Annotated in this window: 11 protein-coding genes; 6 read left to right on the forward strand and 5 right to left on the reverse strand. The window is 40.7% G+C overall.

The genetic code is table 11. The annotated features are described in order from the left end of the window. Window positions 1-119: 119 nt before the first annotated feature. A complete protein-coding gene (locus tag ACRWQN_RS03385; RefSeq protein ID WP_434939773.1) occupies window positions 120-1,835 on the reverse strand; it encodes a SulP family inorganic anion transporter in 1,716 nt (571 codons plus the stop codon). Window positions 1,836-1,902: 67 nt separating this feature from the next. Between ACRWQN_RS03385 and ACRWQN_RS03390 the strand changes: the two genes are divergently transcribed. From ACRWQN_RS03390 to ACRWQN_RS03400, 3 genes are all read left to right on the forward strand, one after another. Beyond that, window positions 1,903-2,418 (forward strand): hypothetical protein, encoded by a 516-nt coding sequence (locus tag ACRWQN_RS03390; protein WP_226411613.1) that lies wholly within the window; start codon window positions 1,903-1,905, stop codon window positions 2,416-2,418. Between the two features lie 236 nt (window positions 2,419-2,654). Then, window positions 2,655-3,560: an ABC transporter ATP-binding protein gene (locus ACRWQN_RS03395; protein ID WP_434939774.1), complete on the forward strand. Its 906-nt coding sequence runs from the start codon at window positions 2,655-2,657 to the stop codon at window positions 3,558-3,560. Further along, the gene (locus tag ACRWQN_RS03400; RefSeq protein WP_434939775.1) at window positions 3,560-5,095 is read left to right on the forward strand and encodes a hypothetical protein; all 1,536 of its coding nucleotides are present in this window, start codon (window positions 3,560-3,562) and stop codon (window positions 5,093-5,095) included. The genes ACRWQN_RS03395 and ACRWQN_RS03400 overlap by 1 nt, the downstream gene beginning before the upstream one ends. A gap of 112 nt (window positions 5,096-5,207) precedes the next feature. Here ACRWQN_RS03400 and ACRWQN_RS03405 read toward each other — a convergent pair whose 3' ends face one another. Then, window positions 5,208-6,101 carry a DMT family transporter gene (locus tag ACRWQN_RS03405; RefSeq protein ID WP_434930645.1) on the reverse strand — a complete coding sequence of 298 codons (894 nt, stop codon included), beginning with the start codon at window positions 6,099-6,101 and terminating at the stop codon, window positions 5,208-5,210. Window positions 6,102-6,247: 146 nt separating this feature from the next. On the opposite strand from ACRWQN_RS03405, the gene ACRWQN_RS03410 reads away from it, so the two are divergent. Then, window positions 6,248-6,739, forward strand: coding sequence for a MarR family winged helix-turn-helix transcriptional regulator (locus ACRWQN_RS03410; RefSeq protein ID WP_434939776.1), 492 nt, complete (start codon window positions 6,248-6,250; stop codon window positions 6,737-6,739). Between the two features lie 107 nt (window positions 6,740-6,846). Here the strand turns inward: ACRWQN_RS03410 and ACRWQN_RS03415 are convergent, their stop codons facing one another. Then, window positions 6,847-7,887 (reverse strand): polysaccharide lyase family 7 protein, encoded by a 1,041-nt coding sequence (locus tag ACRWQN_RS03415; protein WP_434940590.1) that lies wholly within the window; start codon window positions 7,885-7,887, stop codon window positions 6,847-6,849. A gap of 144 nt (window positions 7,888-8,031) precedes the next feature. On the opposite strand from ACRWQN_RS03415, the gene ACRWQN_RS03420 reads away from it, so the two are divergent. Further along, the gene (locus ACRWQN_RS03420) at window positions 8,032-9,516 is read left to right on the forward strand and encodes an NAD(P)H-hydrate dehydratase (protein WP_434939777.1); all 1,485 of its coding nucleotides are present in this window, start codon (window positions 8,032-8,034) and stop codon (window positions 9,514-9,516) included. 81 nt (window positions 9,517-9,597) lie between these two features. Here ACRWQN_RS03420 and ACRWQN_RS03425 read toward each other — a convergent pair whose 3' ends face one another. Beyond that, on the reverse strand, window positions 9,598-9,849 hold the full coding sequence (locus ACRWQN_RS03425) for a DUF2999 family protein (RefSeq protein ID WP_226411599.1): 252 nt from the start codon (window positions 9,847-9,849) through the stop codon (window positions 9,598-9,600). A gap of 263 nt (window positions 9,850-10,112) precedes the next feature. Between ACRWQN_RS03425 and dgt the strand changes: the two genes are divergently transcribed. Beyond that, a complete protein-coding gene (dgt, locus tag ACRWQN_RS03430; RefSeq protein WP_434939778.1) occupies window positions 10,113-11,597 on the forward strand; it encodes a dGTPase in 1,485 nt (494 codons plus the stop codon). Window positions 11,598-11,719: 122 nt separating this feature from the next. Here the strand turns inward: dgt and ACRWQN_RS03435 are convergent, their stop codons facing one another. Further along, window positions 11,720-16,237, reverse strand: a complete 4,518-nt coding sequence (locus tag ACRWQN_RS03435; protein WP_434939779.1) for an EAL domain-containing protein — start codon at window positions 16,235-16,237, stop codon at window positions 11,720-11,722. Window positions 16,238-16,300 lie beyond the last annotated feature (63 nt).

The following is a 16,300-nucleotide window of genomic DNA, read 5'->3' on the forward strand; positions in this document are numbered from 1 at the left end:
TAAATCTTGTTATAATGATATCTGATAATAGCAGGACGTAATAACTATCCTCACACAATATTGTTGTAGACGCTAAATATAGGCATCAAGCTAACGATCACTAGTTTGATGCCCTAAGTTTAATCCTGTTTCTTAACATGTTTTAGCGCAGCTTGAAGCGCTTCATAGCGAAATAAGAAGGTATTTTCTTTCGGTAGTGAGTCGATAGCTTGAAACTTGCCAAGTTGCTCTCGTGTTTGTTGATTTGGGCACAGTAAAAACACTTCACAATTAGCCTCTAGTGCATCTTTAATCGCATTTTCAAGCGCTAAGCCAACGGTAACATCAATCATAGGCACATCAGTTAGGTCGAGGATCATTGCTTCATATTCGGCAATACTGGCGTGTTGACGTGAAATCGCTTTTGATACGCTAAAAATCATTGGACCTGATAAGTAGAAAAACAACACTTTACCATTTGCCTGGTCAAGTAAGCCGCGCTCACTTTGTGTCAGCGGAACATCGTTTTGATCTGCATCACTGATGGCTTTAACCTGACGTGCTTGTTCTCGGCTTAAGCGTTCAATAATGAGGATGTTAGAAATAAAGACCCCAAGTCCTACTGCTACAATTAAATCGACAAATACGGTTAATAACATCACCCCATACATAATAGTCATGCTTTGCATACTGACTTTGTGGGCGCGTTGAATGAAACTCCAGTCAAGAATATTAAAACCAACATAAACCGCAATCCCGGCTAATACCGCCATCGGGATAGGCTCGGTCAAACCACCGGCCACCAGTACCACTAATGCCAGTATTACCGCTCGGGTGATACCTGATAGCGGTGATTGGGCACCTACTTGAATATTGGTTACCGTGCCCATAGTGGCTCCCGCACCAGGAAGCGCGCCAAACAAGCCTGAAATCATATTGGCTAAACCTTGGCCACGTAATTCTTTGTCTGAATCGTGCTCTTTACGGGTTAATGAATCGCCGATAACTGCGGTCAGTAGGGTGTCAATACAGCCAAGGGTACCTAGCACTAAGGCGTCGATGATCATGGTGACAAAGATATCAGCGTTAATGTGAGGAATAACCAGAGAAGGTAAGCCTGCTGGAATTTCACCAATGCGGCGAATACTGTCGGTGTCAAAGAACATCATCGATAATAAGGTGACCCCTACTAGGGCAACAAGCTGCGCAGGCACATATTTACGATATCGTTTAGGGAACATGAACAATGTTATTAGGGTTAACAAACCAAGAAACAGCTCGCTAAACTTGATGTTTGCTAGGGTATTTGGCAGTGCAGATAAGGTGCCTATAACGCCACCTGTGGGCGCAGCATGACCCAGTAAAGGCGAGAGCTGTAATATAATCAAAATCACGCCAATGCCCGACATAAAACCAGAAATAACGCTATACGGCATTAAGGTGACATATTTGCCTAGTTTTAAGCTGCCGATTAAAAATTGAAAGCCACCTGCCATCATGACTATCGTGAATGAGATAGCGATACCAGATTCAGGATACTTAGCCACCATGGTGGTTAAAATGGCGGTCATAATCACAGTCATAGGACCGGTAGGTTCAGAGATTAAGGTTGATGAACCGCCAAATAACGCGGCAAAAAAACCAACAAGAATAGCGCCCCATAAACCTGCTTCGGCACCAGCGCCTGATGCGACACCAAACGCAAGAGCCAAGGGTAATGAAATGATTGCCGTGGTAACACCGCCAAACAAATCGCCTTTGATACTGACATCCTTAAAGCGTTCTTTAAACAAAACAATACCCCTTATACAAAAGTTGGCGTGACTGTAGCAAATTATGCGTAAATTATTAATCATTTTGTATAGACCATTTACATTTGGGGCGCGTATAACTGTATATAGAACTTAATAACAAGGATTAAAAATGCGTTTATTTATGGTTATTGCGATGGCGACGTTATTAACGGCCTGCAGCACCAGCTACCCTAATCAAGCCATTACAGGACAGGTTTTTCCGTCAGTAACGGGGCAAACTCTTGAACAGCAGCCGATGGCCTTACCTGACGATTTAAAAGGTAAGGTGGCATTATTATTAATTGGCTATAAACAAAACTCACAATTTGATATTGATCGCTGGTTGATTGGCTTAGACATGACCCAGACTCAAGTTGCTGTATATGAAGTGCCGACAATACAAGGATTGTTCCCTAGAATGTTCAGTACTTTTATTGATAATGGCATGCGCGCGGGTATTCCTAAGCCACTTTGGAAAGGGGTGGTGACTGTTTACCAGGATGGCGACCAAGTACAAGCCTTTACTGGCAATGAAAACCCAAACAACACCCGAGTAGTGCTGTTAGACGCACAGGGAAAAGTGATTTACTTTTATGATCAAGGTTTCTCGGTAGATGCGCTTAATCAGTTAAGAGCCTTACTCTAAAAACGGTCATATCAGGCTATAAAAAGATCGAGTCTGAGTAAGAGATTACTTATAAGCTAGTTAATTACTGGCTCGGTTAATTTTTACCCTAAGTAACAGACTAATAAGTGGTGAAAATCATCAATATGGTTAACTTCAATACCTTGGTTGATTAATAAGGCTCTGAATTTAAATGTAAAAAAATATGGTCTAATCCTTGCTAAATATCTTCCAACTCAACCAGGAAGAGCAATATTATGCAATTGGACATTCAATCACTTAGTCAACAATATCAAAGTGGCAAACACGTTAAACTGGCGATTAATGCGTTATCGTTAAAAATTGAGCCGGGAATTTTAGGGCTACTTGGCCCTAATGGTGCGGGTAAATCTAGCCTAATGCGCATTCTGGCCACCATCACCAAACCCACTTCTGGAAAAATTTTGTGGAACGGACAAGACATTGTTAGGTCACCGCAAGTTTTACGTCATGAATTAGGTTATCTGCCGCAGTACTTTGGTGTGTATGATCAGCTATCGGCTGTCGAATTTTTACAATACATTGCCAGTTTAAAAGGTTTACCCAAATCAAAGGCTAATCAAGTTATTGACGAGTTAATTGATAAACTCAATTTAACCCACGCTGCCCATATGCCATTAAAAGGTTATTCGGGCGGTATGAAGCAGCGAATTGGTATTGCGCAAGCCTTGCTCAATGATCCCAAGTTACTGATTATTGATGAACCCACAGTTGGTTTAGACCCGCATGAGCGGGCCAACTTCAGGCAACTACTGACTGAGTTAGCGGGTGACCGATGCATCATCTTTTCGACTCATATTGTGTCTGATATTGAGTCTATAGCGAACCGTATCGCGATTATGAATACCGGGCAGTTGATCCAATCGGACACTCCTAGTTCACTGCTACAAAAAATGGCCAATAAATGCTGGCAACTCACCACTGACTTTAATGAGCTTAAACATATTCAGCATGAGTTTATTGTTAGCCATAGCGTGCGTAAAGAAGACAAAGTGGAGCTCAATATTGTTGCCGACCATTGCCCTGATGCCATAGCAATTGCAAGAACCCCATCATTAGAAGATGCTTATCTTTACTTTACCAGCAGGCAACAACCGCAAGCGGGTTTAGCGAGGGCAAGTTAATGAATACCATGTTGCAATGTATCATCGCTGATTTTAAACAGCGTACCCGGCAACAAAGCTATATTGTCGCCTTGTTGGCTATGTCGGTTTTAACGCTATTATTTTTTCCATCGCCGGATGCTCAATATCAAACATTAGTGATTAATAGCTATCGCGGCATTTATAACAGTGCCTGGCTTGGTGTGTGTTTGGCGATGTTGAATGTACTTTTTTTACCGATTATTTGCTTTTACTTAGTTAAGAATGCACTTGAATTAGACCGGCAATCCATGACAAGTGAGTTGATCGCCGCCACGCCTGTGGCCAAGCACACATTTTTATTTTCAAAGTGGTGTGTGAATGTACTTATGTTGGTATCAATTGTACTGATCATGTTGTGCAGTACTGTACTTATCCAGCTTTATTATGGCGAAAGTTATCAAATTGATTTTTGGGTATTAATTTGGCCTCAGCTGGTGTTCGTTTTGCCTGTATTACTGGCTGTCGCCTCTATTGCTATCATGTTCGAATCAATAAAATGGCTTAGAGCTGGCTTAGGTAATCTGGTGTATTTTTTTATCTGGATAGGCTCGATTGTACAAACGATTGAAAGTGTTTCTGGTATTGGCAATCTGCTTGATCAATTAGATGCTGAAGTGGTAGCACGTTTTCCTTTATCACAAGGGGCAACCAATATAGGCATCAAAGTGGGCGATAGCTTAAGCCCAGAAATTAATACCTTTATATGGCAAGGTATTGAGCCAACGGCAGCGCATTTTTGGGGCGCGTTACCGTTAATATTTTTTAGCCTGATTTGTTTGGGGATTACCTATCTATGTTTCGACCGATTTAGCCAGCAAACGCTTGCCGTTAAGCAACAATCATCATGGCTACACCGTACTTTTAGCCGCACAGTAGGGATGCCACTGGATAGTTTTTTGGTTTTTTTTACTCAGTATTTTGCCTTCACACGGTTACTACGTTTAGAGCTCAAATTAATGCTAACTGGCCAATCTACTTATTGGTTTATCGGCTTAATTATTTTAAATATTGTGCAAGTATTTATTAGCCAGCAATTACTGATGAGCATAGTGTTACCTCTTGCATGGTTGTGGTGTGTGTTAGTGCTATCGCCCTTAGGGCAATTAGAAAAACAATCGAATACAGTAGAGTTAATGACCTACAGTAAGCAATCATCAAGGTTACAAAGTTTGGCGAGTTATTCCGCAGCATGGCTTGTACTGGCAATGGCCTGTTTAGGCGGTGCAATCCGCTTTTTAACGCTGGGTGAATGGGTGTTACTGCTGCAATTGATTATTGCTATTTCATTTACGGTATCGCTGGCTTATTTTTGTGGTGCTTTTGGCGGAACAAAGCGCTTGTTTGAAGTGCTTTATCCCGCTATTTGGTATTTTGGACCGATTCAAACAGCACTTTATGTCGACTTTTTTGGGGTGAATAGCCAAACCAGTTGGCAGGCGGGGATGCCCTATGCCGTTACTGCTATGTCTGTGGGATTACTGCTACTCACTGTGGGAGTGAAAAATAGCCGTTAGCTAATAAATAATTCATTAATAACAGAGGCTTAGTCCAAGATGCTATTAGTTCACGATACTATTAGATCACGATACTATTAGTTCACTGACTAAGCTTTGTTAACAACTAGGCTTAATCTACCACAGCTTTATTAGGTATTCTTCGGCGCAGCAGCTGAATTAATGCCGGTGCGATAGAGGCTAAAATCATTCCGCTCATTAATAAATATTGGTGAGGCGTATAGGATTCACTCATTAACACTAAACCACAAACGATACCCGCTATGGGGTTGGCAATGCCACCAAAAGTAAAGTCGACCACCGACATACGTTGTAATAACCAGACATACATGCTGTAACCCAGCACTGTATTGAGCAACACTATCCAGCCTATTCCAGCAGCATTTATCAGGCTGAATTGGCTGATCGCATCGAAATATTGCTGCGGTAAAAAGAATGCCTGAACGCCTGCACTAACTAGTAATAATGCCCCCCCAATAATGAGCTGCCAGGTCAGTATGGTCCACCAATGAATCTGCGTACCCAGTGCCTTGGTTATCGTGCTACCGACAATAATGCAGCTAATAGCCGCTAGCATAGCGACCAACCCTATTGGGTTTAACGTGATCGAACTTGGGTCAAATAGCATCCAAGCTAATAGCACTAACATCATGCCAAAAAATGCTTGTACTGGGTTAGGGCGCTTTTTACTGATAACCCAGTGGAATAGCATGGCAAAAACGGGTACGGAAATCATTCCAATGCCTGATATGGCTGAAGGTAGAGTTAATGCCATCACAAAAATAAGGCTGAAAAACACCGCGATATTAATTGCACCCAGTTTAATTAAAATCGGCCATTGTGCTTTTTTAGGTTGGCTAGGCTTTATGGCTAATAATATTAGCCCCGCAGGTAAAGCGCGCAGCGCGCCTAATAGTAATGGTGGCCAGTCAGGTAAGGTGAACTGGGTCATGGCATACGTGGTACCCCAAAAAAAAGCTGGGATCATGGCTAATAGGATATTCATAAACTACCTTTAAATTAAGTATCTTTATATGAAGATACATTGCAATTCTGAACCGATAATTTATTTTTGTAAAGTATCTTTTTATCAAGTATCTTTGCGTTAAGTTTATTTAGGCGTTATTTAACGGCTTATCAGTCAGGTGAAAAATGGAAGATATCGATCGCGTTGTTGCCCAATGGGCTGAGCAGAAACCACATTTAGATACTCTGCCAATGGCGATACTTGGACGTTTTCTGCGTCTACAAAAACATATTGAAGCCGAAATATCCACTTGCCATAAACAGTTTGATCTTACTATGGGTGAATTCGATGTGCTGGCGACATTAAGGCGTGCAGGCACACCCTTTTCGCTAACACCTTCAGGGTTATTATCGTCGATGATGCTGACCTCAGGTGCGATGACCAATCGGTTAGATAAACTTGAATCTAAAGGGTTAATCAAGCGTGTTCACAGTACTGAAGACAGACGCAGTGTGACGGTTGGTTTGACTGAAAAAGGCCTTGCAACTATAGATGAAGCAATTGAACAACATGTGCGTATTCAACACACCTTAGTGGATCATCTGTCGGATACTGAGATGCCTGAGCTTAATCAGTTGCTCAAGACTTGGCTGGTGGCCTTTGAAGGTAAGAAGTAATTTAGTCGTGAGATAAGACTGTTGATATAAGGGCTGTTGATTTTTGTGGTTAAAATTGATCTCGAAAGATCACAGCCCTCAAGTATTGCTCAGTATTTTATTACCGTTTATTGATTCAGCATTAACTGGTAAAAGCTAACTTGGGTATAGTCGCCCGCTTCCATACCTCTTGATTGGCAATTGGAACTGCTTTTTTGGGTATTACATTGATTATAAGCGCCTGCTTTATAATACATCCAGTCATTCTTGTAACCTTGATCGACCTCATGCCCTTCGTAGTGACCTTTGGCTAAATCAACGGCAAAGGTTTTAATAATTTCATTTGCTGTACCTGGGTTTTTAGTGAAAGTAAGGTGCATGGTATTGCCTTTGACATTTACGTCATAAGCAAAAATCTCTCCCAGTTTTATCCCCTCTTTAGGTTCAGGTCCACCTGCACGTATGTCATTTTTACCAAATACATCATGACGTATATCCTGGCGATATTTTATCCCTTTGCTGTCGGTAGCATCCTGTAATTTAGGTAGGGGATTAAGTTCATAATTCCACGATAGCGACCCAAATTCATGTTCGGGCAGCTTACGATATTGAATTTTTAATGGTTCGTTATCAGGGGCATGAATTTGTCCAATGACCACACCGAATGCACCATTCATAGCAGGATCGCCACTGGTGCTGACATGATCAACCGACAGTTGTGCAGTTAATCTACCACCAATAGCGCCGTATTTGCTGGCATTAGGATGAGAAGCCACAACGAAGTTATTGCTAAGCTGATCATATTGTTCAGCGAGCATTGCGCGTAATTCACTACGAGTATTTTTACTATTGGGTGTTGTTGGTGCTTTATTGGGGGCAACAAATATCATAGCGCCAGTATGCTGGTCGGTATAAAACCACTGTGGATGAACATAGGGATCAGCTGCACTACTCAGTTGATTTTTATCGATTTCTAATGCTTTACCATTACTTTTTCCCTCTTGGGCTAATTCTGGCAGAGTAATTTTCCATTTAGATAAATCAAAATTTTGTGCTGGCGCTTTACTTGGGTCTAAATTGAACTGCTTAGCGGTATCAAGCTGAGTTGCAGCGGCGGTGGAACCGGTAATGACACAAATGGCTAATAAGCTAAAGTGGGCTCTTGTTATGTTGTTTTTCTCTCAAGGATATGGCCTGACTATTCTATCAAGATAATAATATTGTATTACGATAGGGGGTGAGGTTTTTAAGGTTTCTTGCCGTTTTTACGATATGCTGAATAAATCGTCAAAACAACAAGTAGTGGGTGCCTCATGACATTACCTAATAATTTTTATACTGCTGAGCAAGTTAAAGTAGGCGAAATCCAAGCGGCGAAGCTTGCTGGTGTAACTATGTTTGACTTAATGAAGCGTGCCGGAGAAGCCGTTCTTAAGCTTGTTTTACAATATTACCCAACGCCTCAACATATTTTAGTCTGTTGTGGTGGCGGTAATAATGGCGGTGACGGTTATGTGCTGGCACGCCTAGTGCGTAAAGCGGGTATTAAGCTCACTGTGTGGTCAACTCATCAACCGAGCCAATTAACAGGTGATGCTTATCAAGCTTATTGTGACTTTACGGCTGCAGGTGGCAGGGTTAATACTCAAACAACTCATATTGCTGATGATGTTGATGTGATTGTCGATGCGCTATTGGGTACAGGTCTACGTGGCGAGGTTAAACAACAAACCTCTGCATTGATCCAGTTGGTCAATACCAGTTCGGCAAAAGTGTTCGCTGTTGATATTCCCTCAGGGTTATGTGCAAACACCGGTACGGTATTGGGTATTGCGGTACGCGCAAATCATACGGTCAGCTTTATTGGTATCAAACAAGGTTTAGTAACAGGTCAGGCGCGGAAATATTGCGGAACATTACATTTTGCAGGTTTGGGGGTTGAGTTATTTTTTCAGCAAAATAACTTGGCAGAAGTGCATGCTATAACCGAGCAGAGATTAAAGCACACTTTGCTCGGCCGAAACCCTGTATCAAATAAAGGTCATCATGGTAAGGCCTTGTTACTCAGTGGCGATATCGGTTTTGGTGGAGCAATAATATTAAGTGCAGCAGCATGTGCTAGAACGGGCGCAGGATTAACCGCAGTATTAACCCACAGCGCAAATTACTCGCCATTGTTATCATATTGTCCTGAGGTAATGTGTCACGCTTGGGATTGCCTTGATAATGTTGATGCTCGTATTCATTGGGCTACGGCCATTGCGTTAGGTCCCGGGCTAGGGATGAGTGTGCATGCAAAATTAATTGCCGATCGGGTTAGGCAATCTGATAAACCCAAAGTGATTGATGCAGACGGGTTAAACCTGTTGGCATTAGCTCCTAATATCGATGTTAATAGAGTGATTACTCCGCATCCAGGTGAAGCTGCAAGATTATTAAACTGCGCTGTAATAGATATAGAACGAGACCGTTACCAAGCTGTGCGACAGTTGCAACAACGTTTTGGTGGGGTGGCTATTTTAAAAGGTGCTGGCACATTAGTGTGTGATGGTCGCCAAGTTTATGTGTGCTTAGCAGGTAACCCAGGGATGGCCTCGGGTGGAATGGGCGATGTGTTAACCGGGGTTATTGTGAGTTTGTTAGCCCAAGGCTATTCACTTTTAGATGCCGCGTTAATCGGGGTGCAACTGCATAGTCAGGCAGCAGATCAATCGGCGAAACAATCAGGCTTTATAGGTTTGCAGGCCAGTGATTTAGTGCCGTTTATTCGAAAGCAAATGAATCGCCTAAGTACTTAACTTAATTATTGAGATAAATGTGAGCGTTATCAAAAAAGAGTAAAGTAGGGTGCCACTTTACTCTTTTTATCGTTTACAGCTCTAGTGCTGTAATTGTGCTTTTGCCGCTTCGACTTTTGAAAAATCAAAACCTAATTCTAATACAGCTTCTTTAATTAATGCAGGGTTTTGCATAACCATAGCCATCAATTGTTGTAATTTTTCAGCTGGGATCCCTAATTGACCAATAACGCTCATTGCCATTAATGGATTTTGGGTTAGCGTTTGAAATAATTCGCTAATTTTAGCATCGCTTACATTGTGCTCTTTTAAGATGGCAATAATTGGATTCATTAGATGACCTTATGTTGATGGCTGAAATTTATTTGTTGCTGATTCTAACACACTAAAACTGAGTGAGTTTGAATGTTTAAGTTAAGCTTTGTCGATAAAGTATATGGTTTTAAAATCAATAGATAACTCAATATTAACGTATAAAGTATCATTTTAAAATAAAATGACGCATCACCTTTTAATTACTTGAGGATTGTTTAATTCATTGAATATAAAAGAGTAATGCTGTAAATTTATCCTATTAAATACTTTTTTGCTGGGTAATGTATATGCATTTTAATACTAAAATTAAAGCTGAACGTCCTTTTCAATATAAAGCGTCCTCAGGCCCAATATTAAGGCAGTTTGAAAGTGACCGTGGCCGTATCATTAATTCAGCAGCTATTAGGCGATTACAGCAAAAAACTCAAGTATTTCCGCTAGAGCGAAATGCCGCAGTGCGTAGCCGATTAACTCACTCAATGGAAGTGCAGCAAGTCGGCCGATATATCAGTCAGTTGATTTGTGATGGCTTGTCAAAGTACGACTCCGACACACAAAACTATGGTTTAAAAACCTTAGCACGTGAGCTGGAAACTATCGTAGAAATGTCGTGTTTAATGCACGATGTTGGTAATCCACCATTTGGTCATTTTGGTGAAGCGGCAATGATTGATTGGCTGCAAAACAGTCTTGCGGGCATATATCAGCAATTACACAATAAAATCTTACCCGATGACATTGCCAGAGACTTAATTAGTTTTGAAGGTAATGCTCAGGGAATACGATTAATTCACTCCTTGCTAAAACTGAATCTGACTTATTCACAAGCCTCGGGGATCATGAAGTACACCCGCTGTGGTACTGAGCCCAAACCAGCTAAAAATGGTAATGACCCCCACAGTTATTTAAAGAAAAAGGTCGGTTATTATTTGAGCGAAACTGACTATATCACTGAGTTACAAAAAACCTTAGATATCGCTCCTCATTGCCGCTCACCTTTTGCGTATATTATGGAAGCCGCGGATGATATTTCTTATGGAATAGCTGATTTAGAAGATGCGGTTGAAAAAGGTGTGCTAACCGTCACGCAAATGAAGTTAGCATTAATAGACAAGTTTGCCCAAATATCATCACATCTTAGCGATGTAGACCAAGCTGTAATGCAAGTGATGCTAGATAAAGCCAGTAAAAGTGCCAAGGGCAGTGACAGCATGTTTTTTGTGTTCTTACGAGTAGGGGTGAATGGTCGTTTACCTCAGCATGCCCAGAAACGCTTTATTGATAATATGAAAGCCGTGTTCAATGGCAGCTTTAATCATGCCTTGATTGAAGACAATAGCGCTAATCATATGATTGTTGAAACGTTTAAACGGGTCGCGTTAGAACAAGCTTTTTGTCACCCAGAGGTGGAAGCGCGTGAGTTGCAGGGGTATAGAGTAATCAGTGGCTTAATGGAATGCTATAAGCCATTGCTAACCCTGAGTCGTGAGCAATTTAATGTATTAATGTATGGCGCTCAAACGGCTGAAGATAAGTTGCTGTCAATTCCGATATACCCAGCACGTTTATACAAAAAACTGTCTTCTAAGCATATTGCCTCATACCAAACAGCCATGGCAGAGGGCGCACTAACGACTCAAATTACTGATGAAGATTGCCGTGAGTTTTATTTCCGTATGCGGCTGATTATTGATTATATCAGTGGTATGACAGATCAATTTGCCTATGATGAGTATCGTGCTTTTCATGTGATAGATGATTTTTAATTAATCGACAGCTTGTTGCTGATTTTAATTTCAGCCAATTTATTCGCGTTATAAAAACCAAAAAGGCCTGAATAATTTCAGGCCTTTTGGTGTTTGTTTGTATTTATGTGTATCAGTAATTATTAGGATGACAGCGAGTTTTTGTCTAACTGTAAACGCGCCAGACAATCAACAACAGACAAAGGCTTACTGAGCAAGAAGCCCTGTACTTGGTCACAACCACCTTGTCGCAAAAACTCTAGCTGCTCATGGGTTTCAACCCCTTCAGCCACAACATTTAAGTCTAAGCTGTGTGCAAGAGTTATAATTGCGCTGGTGATAGCCGCATCATCAGGATCTTCACTAATGTCACGTACGAACTCACGGTCAATTTTTAAGGTATCGATAGGAAAGCGCTTGAGGTAACTTAAGCTTGAATATCCTGTACCAAAATCATCAATAGATATCGTTAAACCAATGGCTTTGAGCTGGGTGAGAATATCTACAGAATCTGCAGGGTTACCCATAATCATTGATTCGGTTAATTCTAATTCAAGCGCGCTTGCAGGTAGACCTGAAACCGCTAAAGCAACTTCAATGGTCGATATTATATCGGCCTTTAATTGTCTGGCAGAAAGGTTTACCGCAACAGATATATGCTCAAATCCCTGCTGATGCCATTGTGAAAGCTGGCCACAGGCTTGGTTAAGCGCCCAATGACCTATCTCATTAATCATGCCAGTTTCTTCAGCTAGCGGGATAAATTCGGCTGGAGAAATAAATCCAAGCTCTGCGCTATTCCAGCGTAATAGTGCTTCTAATCCGATAATTTTTTCTGTTTTAACATCAAATTTAGGCTGATATACCAAAGACAGCTCATTCAAAGTAATAGCTTGTTTAAGACCTGCTTCTAGCTGCACATGGCGAGTAGCATATTGGTTAAGCTCAGCGGTATAGAACTGGAAATTATTACGCCCTAAAGACTTAGCATGATACATAGCTGTATCGGCATATTTAATTAATGAAGTTGTATCATCAGCATCACTTGGATATAAGCTGATACCAATCGATGATGAAATAGTTAACACTTTATCGTCTAATAAAAACGGGGTTTCAAATGATTGCAGCACTTTCTCTGCAATTCGCGTCGCTGATTCGATTTTTTTAACGCCTTCTAAAATGAGGGTAAATTCATCGCCGCCTAATCGGGCAACGGTATCACCTTCTCTAATTGCATTTTGAAGACGCACTGACACCGCTTTTAGTAATAAATCACCAATATGATGCCCCATAGAATCATTAATATGTTTGAAGCGATCTAAATCAAGAAACAATAACGCGACAATTTGCTGTGAACGATGCGCTTTGGTGATGGCATGATTAAGTCTGTCTTGGAATAAGGTTCGGTTAGGCAAGCCAGTCAATGGGTCGAAGTTAGCCAGAACACGTAAATCTTCTTCTGCTTTTTTACGGGCAGTGATATCGGTAAATACCGCAACAAAGTGACTGGTTTCACCTTTATTGTCGATGACCTGATTTATTTCTAGCCAAGCCAAAATACCTTTACGATTACGGGTACGGATTTTAATTTCTCCGGCCCAGTGCTTATGACGTAACAATTGGGCTTCAACGGCAAGATAAAACTCCCTTGATTGTTTGCCCATAGCCAAGAATAAAAAGTGTTTTCCGGCGACTTCTCGGGGTTTAAAGCCAGTAATTCGACTAAATGCCGGATTAACTGATCGAACGCTATAATCTAATTCTCCAACGACAACAGCTTCATTCATACTGAATAGCACTTGTGAAGACAGTTTTAATTCATTTTCAATTTCTTTACGGCTGGTGATATCTTTATGGGTTCCCGCCATACGAAGTGGTCTATTTTTGCTATCACGTTCAACGACTTGTCCACGGTCAAGCAACCAGGTCCACTTACCATTACCTATTTCAACTCGGTATTCAGCCTCGAAAAATTCACTATTACCATCAAGATGTTCTTGCAGTAGACTTTCTACTCTTGCGCGATCTTCAAGGTGAATGCTATGTATCAGTAACTCATCAGAATGATCAAAGCTCATCTGAGGCTCCATGTTAGTGCGGTAGACTTTGTTCTGTGTGATATTCCAGTCCCACATTCCATCACCAGAAGCCCATAAGGCAAGCTTCAAACGTTCTTCAGATGCACGAATACTTTGCTCAAATTCTCGTTGTTTTTCGTGTTTATAGTGCCTTGAATACATAAAATATGACAACAGACTAAAGCTGAGTATGCCATAAAGCATATAAGCAAGTTTACTCATATAAAGTGGTGGTATTACCGAAATAGGTATGACTAATGATTTCTCATCAAAAGCATTTTGCCCTAAAGCATGTCGAACTATGAGTTGATAATCGCCTGGTGGGATGTTGGTGTAGGTTATTTTGCTGCCAGTGGGCAGTTTATGCCATACAGAATCAAAGCCAGTTAAAAAGTAACTGTATTGACTTAAATTACTATAACTAAAGTTGAGCGCGCCAACTTCAAGGCTAATGAGTTGTTTCTCATAGGGCATATTAATTTTAGGTGTGTGACTAAGATCCAAAACCGGATAGCGGGTATCGCCAATAGTGTAGCTAGTGAGTGCTAATTTTATTGGGGGACGTTGCTGTGGTATATCGCTCGGCGTAAAGTAATTTAGCCCATTTATGCCGCCAAACCACATGTCACCATTACTGTCTTTAAAACGAGCCGCGCCATTAAACTCTAAAGCCTGTATCCCTTCGTGAATATTGAATGAGGTAAATTTTTTCGTTGTGGTGTTATAACGTGCAATGCCTGAGTTGGTACCTAGCCATAGGTTTTGGTCATTATCTTCCAGCAAACTGTATGCTGTATTTATAGCTAAGTCGTTTTTCACATCCAAGCGTTCAAATTTAAAAATACCGTAATCTGTTGTTAGTTTGTCTATACCCCCATGGGTTGCTACCCAGAGATCGCCATTTGAGGCGCGAAGAAAGTCTCGAACGCGGTTATCGCTTAAACTATAGGGATTACCGGGTTCGTTGCTAACAAAAACTAATTCTTTTTCTTCTGGATTAAGTCTAACAAGCCCACCTATGGTACCTATCCATAAATAACCATCACTGAAATGTAGCGTTAGCATTTGGTGCTTATAGGGTGAATACTCTTTCTGAAAACCAAAGTTATAGGGCAGCATTTGCTGATTATCTTTAGAGATAAAATACAGCCCTAGCATGCTGGCTAACCAGACTCTATTTTTATCATCAATGGCTAAGCTGCGAAAATTTATATCTGCCTGCAGCGCTGGATTGTGAGGCTTAACTTGCGATAGCGTATCTTGTTTATCTAAGGTAAATACACCTATGCTGGTCGCAAACCATACAGTTTGTTCACTATCTTCAATAATATCGTTAACTTGTATATCGAGTTCAGTGGCAGGAATATTCAACAACACAGAGAATTGATCATTAAGATAGGTATATTTACCATCCTCCGTTAAATATTTAAGGCCTTTTCCATCTGTTCCAATCCATAAGCGTTGTTTATGATCGCGATAAATTGCCCTGATCATATTAGCTTTACGTGGATTACTGGTACTGCTATCGAATAAGTGGGCAAAATATTGATTACTAAGATTAATTTTGTCGATACCTGAGAAGCTAGTCCCTAGCCACAAGGTGCCATTAGGATCGAGCATCATGGTGTATAAATTATCTTCACTCAAACTATTTAGTTTATAGACTTGATTTTTGTGATATTGGCTTTGCCATTCTTTGCCGTCAAAATCTAACTGAATAAGCCCTGAGCCATTGCCTATCGCCCATACTTGGTTGGCATCAACAACTATAAAGTCTTTTATATCATTCTTTTTGCCAATAGCATCAGATCGTTGCCAGATAAGTTCTTTTTGATGGGTATCTAAATTATAACGCCAGATTTGATTATCAATAGCTAACCAAACGGCAAAAACTGAGCTGGCCTGAATTCGGTTAACCTGCATTTCATTTGGAATATCTAAACGATTAATTGTATTAGTATCAATGGCATAAGTTCCAACCCTGTCCGTTCCAACGATGACAAACTTATCATCGATATTAGCTAAACTGGTTATTTGTGGTTCTAAGCTATTACCAAGGCCAATAGAAGTGATTTTATAAGTCTTGAGGGACATCATAAACAGGCCAGAACGTGTGCCTATCCAAAGAGTGTCACCAATAACAGCAAGGTGAGACACTTGGCTATCAGCTAAGCCATCTACCTCACTAAATCGAGTAAACTTACCGGTTTTAAGGTCGAGTCTATTTAGGCCGCTATTAAAGGTTGCGACCCAAAGTGCACCATCGGGGGTTTGTATAATATCAGTAATATAATTATCTGAAATTGTTTCGGGATCAGCAGAACGCTTGAGGTATATCTGAAAATCGACACCATTATAACTGTGCAAGCCATCTTGAGTACCAATCCATAACATACCAGCACTGTCCATAAACAACTTAGTAATACTGTTTTGGTTTAGCCCTTGCTGGCTATCAAAGTGCTCAAATTTGATCTCGGAAATATGACTATACTTGCCTTTATGTAACGCAATAGCAGGTGTTGCATACAATGAAGCTGCAAATAGAATGGCTGTAATCAAAAGTGAAAATATGCGTAAAATCAAACGACACCTTAGTTTCTGTGTTTTTTTATTATAAAATGACAGCTTAATTTCTGTGTTTATTAT

This window comes from Shewanella sp. HL-SH8, from assembly GCF_051165765.1.
Taxonomy (GTDB): Bacteria; Pseudomonadota; Gammaproteobacteria; order Enterobacterales; family Shewanellaceae; genus Shewanella; species Shewanella glacialimarina.

Excerpts from the sequence above, each read along its gene's own strand:
- ACRWQN_RS03385 (WP_434939773.1), bottom strand. The coding sequence starts at position 1,835 with ATGATTAATAATTTACGCATAATTTGCTACAGTCACGCCAACTTTTGT.
- ACRWQN_RS03390 (WP_226411613.1), top strand. The coding sequence starts at position 1,903 with ATGCGTTTATTTATGGTTATTGCGATGGCGACGTTATTAACGGCCTGC.
- ACRWQN_RS03395 (WP_434939774.1), top strand. The coding sequence starts at position 2,655 with ATGCAATTGGACATTCAATCACTTAGTCAACAATATCAAAGTGGCAAA.
- ACRWQN_RS03400 (WP_434939775.1), top strand. The coding sequence starts at position 3,560 with ATGAATACCATGTTGCAATGTATCATCGCTGATTTTAAACAGCGTACC.
- ACRWQN_RS03405 (WP_434930645.1), bottom strand. The coding sequence starts at position 6,101 with ATGAATATCCTATTAGCCATGATCCCAGCTTTTTTTTGGGGTACCACG.
- ACRWQN_RS03410 (WP_434939776.1), top strand. The coding sequence starts at position 6,248 with ATGGAAGATATCGATCGCGTTGTTGCCCAATGGGCTGAGCAGAAACCA.
- ACRWQN_RS03420 (WP_434939777.1), top strand. The coding sequence starts at position 8,032 with ATGACATTACCTAATAATTTTTATACTGCTGAGCAAGTTAAAGTAGGC.
- ACRWQN_RS03425 (WP_226411599.1), bottom strand. The coding sequence starts at position 9,849 with ATGAATCCAATTATTGCCATCTTAAAAGAGCACAATGTAAGCGATGCT.
- dgt (WP_434939778.1), top strand. The coding sequence starts at position 10,113 with ATGTATATGCATTTTAATACTAAAATTAAAGCTGAACGTCCTTTTCAA.